Source organism: Phycisphaerae bacterium (assembly GCA_012729815.1).
In the GTDB taxonomy this organism is placed as follows: domain Bacteria; phylum Planctomycetota; class Phycisphaerae; order JAAYCJ01; family JAAYCJ01; genus JAAYCJ01.
In genome coordinates this window covers 1-8,188 of the sequence record JAAYCJ010000218.1, presented here as the reverse complement: position 1 = coordinate 8,188, position 8,188 = coordinate 1, and the positions used below count along the sequence as shown (strand labels likewise).

Below are 8,188 nucleotides of genomic sequence, written 5' to 3'. Positions count from 1 at the left end.
TGAACGGATGCCTGCACTCCGGGTCCGCCCTGCCCTTGCCGACCAAGCCGCCAAAGACCGCCGGCGAACGCGTTGAAAGACCGTAATTTAATGCCTCTTGACTTCCGAAAGCAAGCCTAAAAGCGCAGGGGCCGAGGTCCGATAACCGTTGGCGGCGTTGGCCGGAGACATTATAGTGGCCTCTTCGGCGAAAACGAGCGGAGGCTGATGATGAAAGACGTGGTATTGGTGACCAGCGTGCAGTACGCCAAGGGCCGGCCGGTCTGGGACCAAGCCGACGATCTGGACGTGCGCGAGGCCCCCGCTGTGGAGGCGGATCTGGCCCGGGCGGTTTGCCGGACGGGCTGCCGGGCGGTCATTCTGGGCGTTGATCGGTATACCGGTCCGCTGTATGAGGCCGTGGCCGGCGGGTTGATCGCCCGGTTCGGCGTGGGCTACGACGGGGTCGATCAGCGGCTCTGCCGGGAGCACAACGTGACGCTGACCAACACGCCCGGCGTACTGACGCGTTCGGTGGCTGAGCACGCGATGTGGCTGATGGGCGCGGTCACGCGGAACGTGGCTTGCGAGGATCGGCGGATGCGCGAGGGCCGGTGGTCGTCGTCGGCTGGCGTGGAGCTCTTCGGCAAGACGCTTCTGGCGGCTGGGTTCGGTCAGATCGGCCGGGCCGTCGCCCGGATCGCCGGGGCTGGGTTCGGCATGAACGTCATCGGTTTTGGCCGTCGGCCCTTGGACCAACTGTCGCAAGAGGAGAACCTGTCTCCAGCCGAATTCCTCGGCCGACACCACCTTCAGAGCTACACCAGCGACATCGACGCGGCGCTGCCCGAAGCCGACGCGGTCTCGGTCCACATGGCTTCGACGCCGGAGACCCATCGGTTTTTCGACGCGTCGCGTTTCGCCCGCTTTCGCGAAGGGGCCTTTTTCATCAACACCGCCCGAGGCGCCGTGGTCGATGAGGCCGCCCTCTATCAGGCCTTGCGGTCCGGCCGACTCGCCGGCGCCGGTCTGGACGTATTCGAGAAGGAACCTTACGCGCCGGCTGACCCACAAGCCGACCTGCGGACGCTCGACAATGTCGTCATGACCCCGCACACCGGCTCGAACACCCGCGAAAGCAACCGCCGCATGGCCCAGACAGCCCTGCAGAACTGCCGCGACTTTCTGTCTGGGCGGAGCGAACAGCTCAACCGGGTCTGGTAGGTGTTTTTCGACTTGCCCTTCCGGAGGCACGGAGTACGCGGACCACGCGGAGAATGCCTGGAGATATGTAAGGCGAGGTCCACTCGCTATTTCGGCGTCAGACGCCGTAGAATCGTTTGAGCAGGCTGCCGATGGCTTCGTAATTTCTCTCGGCGGTGGGAACGTCGGTGAAGTTCGGGTGGACGATCAGTTTGATATCCGGATGCGCGACCCGTTTGATGATTTCGCACATCGCCGGCGTGTCGCTGGTCAACCGCACGTGCAGGTGAATGCCGGTTCCGGCGATGGCGTCGCGGACAGGTTCGGGCGGGTTGGGATTCGGGTCGCCTCCGGTCTCCAGGGCGCAGTCGATGGCCACGCACGACGGCACGTGCCTGGCCAGCAGCCTCATCGTCCGGTCCCACTGGCCGCACGAGTGGATCGCGACGCCGCCGAACGCTTTGCCGATTTCCTCATCCAGCGGCAGGTTGCACGCGGCGTTGACGGCGGGCGAACCGACGGCCAGGTTGTCATCCGAGATCGACATGCCGGTGAACCCGGCGTTCGAGAGCATGATGTGGCCCGGCATCACCAGCGCGTCGCCGATCAACTCGGCTTGGACCTTGCTGAACTCGATGATCAGGGCATTGATGTTTCGCATGAATGCCATGATCGTCTCCGGCTCGGTCAGGCAGGCGGTAAAGACCTCGCTGGCGTCGAGGATCAGCGTGGCCGTGTCGTGGGCCGACTGGGTGTCGGTCCAGACGATCGGGATCGCGTCGCCGGTCTTGGACTTGAAGTACCGGATCGTATCGAGCACGAGGTGGGCGATGTCGCTGTCTTCCCATCGCGGTTTGGCCAGGCTGCGCACCTCGTCGAGGCTGTGAAAGCGGTAGTGCACGCACGGGGCTTCGCCGTCGCGCCAGACGTAATCGCAGCCGTACATGTTGGCATACAGGCCCGTGCCGAACCACGGTTCGAGCGTCGGCAGGTGATCGCTGGGCACGGCCAGCGATTGCTCCACCAGGTCGAGATTTCGCACGAAGCAGTCTTCCGGGTCTGACGTGTCGCTCCACAGGTCGTTGCCGGGTGTGTGGAAGATCATGTACGGCCGCGTGCCGTCCAGGAAGGCCCGAGCCAGCGGCTCGCGTTTGGCCCGAAGCTGCTGATACCGATCCACAATCGCCGCGATTTGGCTGGGTGAATGCTCGAGTCGATACTTGCCCACCGTCGTCTCCCGTTCTGTAGCTCCGTCGCCCTCGGCGGAGTCCGTCACTGCTTTTCAAGGTTATCCAGAAGCCGTGTCATCAGGCGGTTGATCCGGGCAAAGCGGCCGTCGTCTGACCGCATCGGCTCGGGCCTTTGAATGTACCGCCCTTCCGTCAGTTCGTCAGCACAATTCTCGATCAGCAGGTTCACGCTCTGCGGCGTCGATTCCAGGTGGAATTGCAGGGCGACCGCCCGGTCGCCGTAGACGAACGCTTGGTTGACGCAGGCCTCGCTGGATGCCGCGCGCACCGCCCCGGCTGGGATCTCGAACGTATCGCCGTGCCAGTGGAACGCGGGAAACGCGGCGGGAAAGCCGTCGAACGCAGCCAGGGCCTGCCCTTCGGCGGTCAGGTTCACGTCGAACCAGCCGATCTCGTGATGGTGGTTGCGAGTGACCTTTCCGCCCAGCGCCACTGACATCAACTGCGCACCAAGGCACACGCCGACCACCATCCTGCCCGCTGCGATGGCCTCGCCGATCAGCTCGGTCTCCGCCCTCAGCCAGGGATGCTTGTCGAACTCGTAGACGTTCATCGGCCCGCCCAGCACCACCAGGGCGTCGAAATCCCCCAGCGTCGGCAACCGCTCGCCATCCCGGAAGATCGGCGTGCGCGAGAGCGAATGGCCTCGCTGCGTCGCCCACGCCGCCACGCTCGCGGGCCCTTCGAACGCCACGTGTTCGATCGTTGCGATCCGCATCAATCCTACTCCGGGATATCAGAACCTTCGCCCCAGTGCCGCCTCGTAGACGGCCAGCACGTTTTCGATCGGCACGTCGCCCTGGAAGACGTGCGAGGGAGCGAGGATGTAGCCTCCGCCTCGCCCCAACGCCTCGATCAACCGGCCTACTTCATCGCGGACCTGATCCGCCGACGCCCGGGGCAGAAGCTCTTCGGTGTCGATCCCGCCGTTGAGGGTGATCCGCCCGGCAAACTCGCGTTTGAGGTCGCGCGGGTCCATGTTCCGCGCGTGCGGCTGAACCGGGTTCAGGACGTCCACGCCGATTTCGATCAGATCGCCGATGATCGGCCGGATCGATCCGCACGAATGGTAGCGGACCCTGGCCCCGAACCCGCGGCACAGCTCGGCGAACCGCCGCATCCGCGGCTTAAGGTGCTCGCGCCAGACGTTCGGCGAGATCAGCATGCCCTGCTGGCCGCCCACGTCGTCGTTGTACTCCATCATGTCGATCCGTCCGCCGCCGGCCTCGAGAATCCGTTGCGTCCGCTCGAAGAGATACGCTTGGACCCGGTCCATGACCTGGCTGGCGAACTGCGGCTCGGCGGTCAGGTCCATCAGAAAGTTCTCGAAGCCCCGGAGAAACCAACTGATCTCGAAGATTCCCCGGCTGTGCCCCCCCACCCAGTACCGGTCAGCTCGTCGCACCTGCTCCGCGATGCCCGAGTAGTCCCACAGTTCCGCCGTCGGCCACGCGTGCCGGTCGAGCCCCTTGGCATCCTCCACGTCCACCAGCGGATTGGCCGCCAGGTCCATGTACGAGCCCTTGTCAGTCCGGTTGGCTCGAAACCCCACGCCCCAGATGTCACGGTAGACCCCATCGGCTGTGACTTCCACCGTCGGATCGGCGTAACACAGCTCGCCGGTGTCCCCCTTGAAGGCGGGTCCGACGCCTCGCAGGTCCACCCCGAGTGCGTCCAGCAGGGCCTCGTCCGACGCCGCCCCCAGCCGGTCCCTGAGGGCCGCCACCACCTCGCTTCGAGCGGCGAAGTCGATGGCCACCCGATCCGCCGCCCGATGCCCGATCACCGCCGCTACCCGTTCCTTTGGCGTCATGATTGTCACTCATATCACAGGAGTGTGATGCAAACTGGCGTAATTATCGACGTATAATAAGGTAGTGCCGATAAGTGTCAAGCCCAACCAATCGGGCCACGGCTGGGAGGCGATGGCTGACAAAATGGCATAGCGTTTGGCGGACCTTGTGATGCCGCCGCAACTGATTGCATCACAATGCCTTACAATAGCGGCGATTGGTACAGCATTTGCATATAGGCAATCTTAAGCTCGGCGACTGGCCGGAATGAGCGGTTTGCCGAACCGAAAAGGAGAAAAAGCATGTTCAGGTTTATTAATAACCTAAAAACATTCATGTTATTGGCGGGCCTGATGGCCATCTTTGTTCTGGTCGGGTCGTACTGGGGCCAGACGGGCATGATCATCGCCCTTTTTCTGGGCGGGTTCATGAACGTGGTCGCGTACTTCTTCAGCGACAAGATCGCCCTGGCGACGATGCGGGCCCAGCCGGTCTCGCCGAATGAGGCGCCGGAAATCTATCAGATGGTCCGCGAACTGGCGGTCAAGGCGGGCCTGCCCATGCCGCGGGTGTACGTGGCCCCGACGGCGACGCCCAACGCGTTCGCGACGGGACGCAACCCGCAGCACGCGGTGGTCTGTCTGACCCAGGGCATATTGAACACGCTGGACCGCCAGGAACTGCGCGGGGTAATCGCGCACGAGCTGTCGCACATCAAGCACTACGACGTGCTGATCAGCACGATCGCCGCGACGATCGCCGGAGCGATCAGCGCCTTTGTGTATCTGCTGTGGTTCGTGCCGGTCGGCTCGAGCGACAGCCGGGGCGGCAATCCGCTGGTGGCGATCGCGGGGATCATCCTGGCCCCGATCGCAGCCGGGCTGATCCAGATGGCGATCTCGCGGAAGCGCGAGTATAACGCGGACAACTACGCGGCTGAGCTGGTCGGCGACGGGATGCCGCTGGCCACGGCCCTCGAAAAGCTCCACGCGGGGAATCAGCGCCGGCCTATGCAGTTGGCGAACCCGAGCCAGGCCAACATGTTCATCGTCGAGCCGTTCAGCGGCCGCGACCTGGCCAATCTGTTCGCCACGCATCCGTCGGTCGAGAAGCGGGTCAAGGCCCTGATCGGACGCGAGCGCACGGGCCGGGTGTACTAGCACCAGCCTCGCCAACGACGCGAATTGGCAATCAAGAGCGGTCAGGCCGTACCGGAGACGTTCTGCGCACAGACCGGCTGACCGGCCACGATAGGAAAGGGAGGTTAACGATATGGCACGAATGGAGAAACTCACAGTCAAGGCCCAGGAGGCGATCGCTGGGGCGCAGCAGATCGCCGCGGAGCGCGGGCATGCTTCGGTCAGCGGGCTGCACGTGCTGGCTTCGCTACTGGCGGAGGGGCCCAACGCGCTGGCCGCGACGGTGCTGGGCAAAATCGGGGTCAACGCCTCGCACATGCAGCGGGCGATCCAGGGCGAATTGAACCGTCTGCCCACGGTCAGCGGGGCCACGCCGTCGGCCGACCAGGAGTTCATGGAGGTGCTCAACAAGGCCCAGAGCGAAGCCGACCAGCTCAAGGACTCGTACGTAAGCGTCGAGCATCTGCTGCTGGCCCTCTGCGAGTCCCGCGGCACGGCGAAGGAGATACTCTCGACCTTCGGGGTCGATCGCGACCGCGTGCTGGCGGCGATGAAGGAGATTCGCGGGGCTCAGCGGGTCAGCGACGAGCACGCCGAGGAAAAGTACAACGCCCTGGAGCGTTATGGTCGCGACCTGGTCGACATGGCCCGTCAGGGCAAGCTCGACCCGGTGATCGGACGCGACGACGAGATCCGCCGGTGCATGCAGGTGCTCTCGCGGCGGACCAAGAACAACCCGGTGCTGATCGGCGAGGCCGGCGTGGGCAAGACGGCCATCGTCGAGGGCCTGGCCCAGCGGATCGTCAACGGCGACGTGCCGGTGGGCCTGCGCGACAAGCGGATCGTCGCCCTCGACATGGGCGCGCTGATCGCCGGGGCTAAGTATCGCGGCGAGTTCGAGGATCGCCTCAAGGCGGTGATCCGCGAGGTCGTCGAGTCCGACGGCAACGTGATCCTGTTCATCGACGAGCTGCACACCGTGGTCGGGGCCGGACGGGCTGAAGGGGCGGTCGACGCGGGCAACCTGCTCAAGCCGCCGCTGGCACGGGGCGAGCTGCGGTGCATCGGGGCGACCACGCTCGACGAGTACCGCAAGCACGTCGAGAAGGATCCGGCCCTCGAGCGGCGGTTTCAGCCGGTGCACGTTGCCGAACCGTCGGTCGAGTACACCATCGCGATCCTGCGAGGCCTCAAGCCCCGCTACGAGATGCACCACGGCGTCAGGATCACCGACAGCGCGATCATCGCGGCGGCCACGCTCTCGGAGCGCTACATCACCGACCGGTTCCTGCCGGACAAGGCGATCGACCTGATCGACGAGGCGGCGGCGCGGCTGCGGATCGAAAACGACTCGATGCCCGCTGAGCTCGACGAGATCCGGCGGCGGATCATGCAGCTTGAGATCGAGCGCGAGGCCCTTAAGATGGAGACCGACCCGGCCAGCCGCGACCGGCTTGAGAAGCTCGAACGGCAACTGGCGGACCTCAAGGAGCAGGACGCCGAGCTGACGGCTGAGTGGGAACGCGAGTCGAACATGCTGCACGAGATTCGCGACCTGACCGAGCAGCTCGATAACGCGCGAGTGCAGTTTGAGAACGCCCAGCGGGCGGGCAAGCTGGAGGAGGCGGCGCGGCTGCGCTACGGCACCATGGTCGAGCTGGAAAAGCAGCTCAACGCGGCGAGGGAACGTCTGGAGGAGGCCAAGGAATCGGAACGGACGCTCGTCCGCGAGGAAGTGACGGCGGAGGAGATCGCCGAGCTGATCAGCAAGTGGACGGGCATTCCGGTCTCGAAGATGCTCGAGGGCGAGCGGGAGAGACTGATGCGCATGGAGGACCGCATCCGCCTTCGGGTGGTCGGCCAGGACGAAGCGGTCGAGGCGGTCTCGAACGCGATCCGGCGTTCGCGGGCCGGGCTGTCGGACCCGAAGCGTCCGGTGGGCAGCTTCATGTTCCTCGGCCCGACCGGCGTGGGCAAGACCGAGCTGGCCAAGGCCCTGGCGGAGTTCCTCTTCGACACCGAGGAGGCGATGGTGCGGATCGACATGAGCGAGTTCATGGAGCAGCACTCGGTGGCCCGGCTGATCGGGGCGCCTCCGGGCTACGTCGGCTATGAGGAGGGCGGCGTACTGACCGAGGCGATCCATCGCCGGCCGTACAGTGTGATCCTGTTCGACGAGGTCGAGAAGGCCCATCGCAACGTGTTCAACATCATGCTGCAGATCCTCGACGACGGGCGGCTGACGGACGGCCACGGTCGGACCATCGACTTCCGCAACACGGTGATCATCATGACCAGCAACATCGCGTCGGACGAGATTTTCCGCCTGGCCAAGGAGGAGGCGGCCGAGTGGGAGATCGAGGCGCACGTCAAGGAGGTGCTCAAGCAGTACTTCCGGCCGGAGTTTCTCAACCGGCTCGACGAGGTGATCACGTTCCATCCGCTGCGGCGCGAGGACATGCTCAAGATCGTCGAGATCCAGACGCGGTATCTGGCCGGGCGGCTGGCCGACCGGAACCTGGGATTCGAGATCACGGACGCGGCCAAGGAGTTGCTGGTCGAACTGGGCTACGACCCGTCGTTCGGGGCCAGGCCGCTCAAGCGGGTCATCCAGCAGCAGGTCGAAAACGAACTGGCCAACGAGATCCTCGCCGGCCGGTTCGTCGACGGCGACCGGATCGTCATCGACGCCGAAGCCGGACGGTTCGTCTTCCGCAAGGAGGCTGGATCGCCGCCGGACGAGCCGCAGGTGATCGAAGCCGAAGTGGTCGACTAGGCGACCACGCCAACCAAGGAAAGGGCGCGGCCCACCGCGCCCTTTTTC

Annotated in this window: 6 protein-coding genes; 3 read left to right on the top strand and 3 right to left on the bottom strand. The window is 64.9% G+C overall.

Going from position 1 to position 8,188, the window contains the following annotated elements:
* The first annotated feature begins 207 nt into the window (after positions 1-207).
* A complete protein-coding gene (locus GXY33_14385; protein NLX06322.1) occupies positions 208-1,203 on the top strand; it encodes a hypothetical protein in 996 nt (331 codons plus the stop codon).
* 97 nt (positions 1,204-1,300) lie between these two features.
* Here the strand turns inward: GXY33_14385 and GXY33_14380 are convergent, their stop codons facing one another.
* Genes GXY33_14380 through GXY33_14370 form a run of 3 tightly spaced genes read right to left on the bottom strand, consistent with a single transcriptional unit; the run spans position 1,301 to position 4,245 of the window.
* Positions 1,301-2,410: a hypothetical protein gene (locus tag GXY33_14380; protein ID NLX06321.1), complete on the bottom strand. Its 1,110-nt coding sequence runs from the start codon at positions 2,408-2,410 to the stop codon at positions 1,301-1,303.
* A gap of 44 nt (positions 2,411-2,454) precedes the next feature.
* The gene (locus tag GXY33_14375; protein ID NLX06320.1) at positions 2,455-3,150 is read right to left on the bottom strand and encodes a type 1 glutamine amidotransferase; all 696 of its coding nucleotides are present in this window, start codon (positions 3,148-3,150) and stop codon (positions 2,455-2,457) included.
* A gap of 18 nt (positions 3,151-3,168) precedes the next feature.
* On the bottom strand, positions 3,169-4,245 hold the full coding sequence (locus GXY33_14370; GenBank protein NLX06319.1) for a hypothetical protein: 1,077 nt from the start codon (positions 4,243-4,245) through the stop codon (positions 3,169-3,171).
* Between the two features lie 282 nt (positions 4,246-4,527).
* On the opposite strand from GXY33_14370, the gene GXY33_14365 reads away from it, so the two are divergent.
* Both GXY33_14365 and clpB read left to right on the top strand, forming a co-directional pair.
* Positions 4,528-5,385 carry a zinc metalloprotease HtpX gene (locus GXY33_14365; GenBank protein NLX06318.1) on the top strand — a complete coding sequence of 286 codons (858 nt, stop codon included), beginning with the start codon at positions 4,528-4,530 and terminating at the stop codon, positions 5,383-5,385.
* A gap of 112 nt (positions 5,386-5,497) precedes the next feature.
* A complete protein-coding gene (gene clpB, locus GXY33_14360; GenBank protein ID NLX06317.1) occupies positions 5,498-8,140 on the top strand; it encodes an ATP-dependent chaperone ClpB in 2,643 nt (880 codons plus the stop codon).
* Positions 8,141-8,188 lie beyond the last annotated feature (48 nt).

Excerpts from the sequence above, each read along its gene's own strand:
- GXY33_14385 (NLX06322.1), top strand. The coding sequence starts at position 208 with ATGATGAAAGACGTGGTATTGGTGACCAGCGTGCAGTACGCCAAGGGC.
- GXY33_14375 (NLX06320.1), bottom strand. The coding sequence starts at position 3,150 with ATGCGGATCGCAACGATCGAACACGTGGCGTTCGAAGGGCCCGCGAGC.
- GXY33_14370 (NLX06319.1), bottom strand. The coding sequence starts at position 4,245 with ATGACGCCAAAGGAACGGGTAGCGGCGGTGATCGGGCATCGGGCGGCG.
- GXY33_14365 (NLX06318.1), top strand. The coding sequence starts at position 4,528 with ATGTTCAGGTTTATTAATAACCTAAAAACATTCATGTTATTGGCGGGC.
- clpB (NLX06317.1), top strand. The coding sequence starts at position 5,498 with ATGGCACGAATGGAGAAACTCACAGTCAAGGCCCAGGAGGCGATCGCT.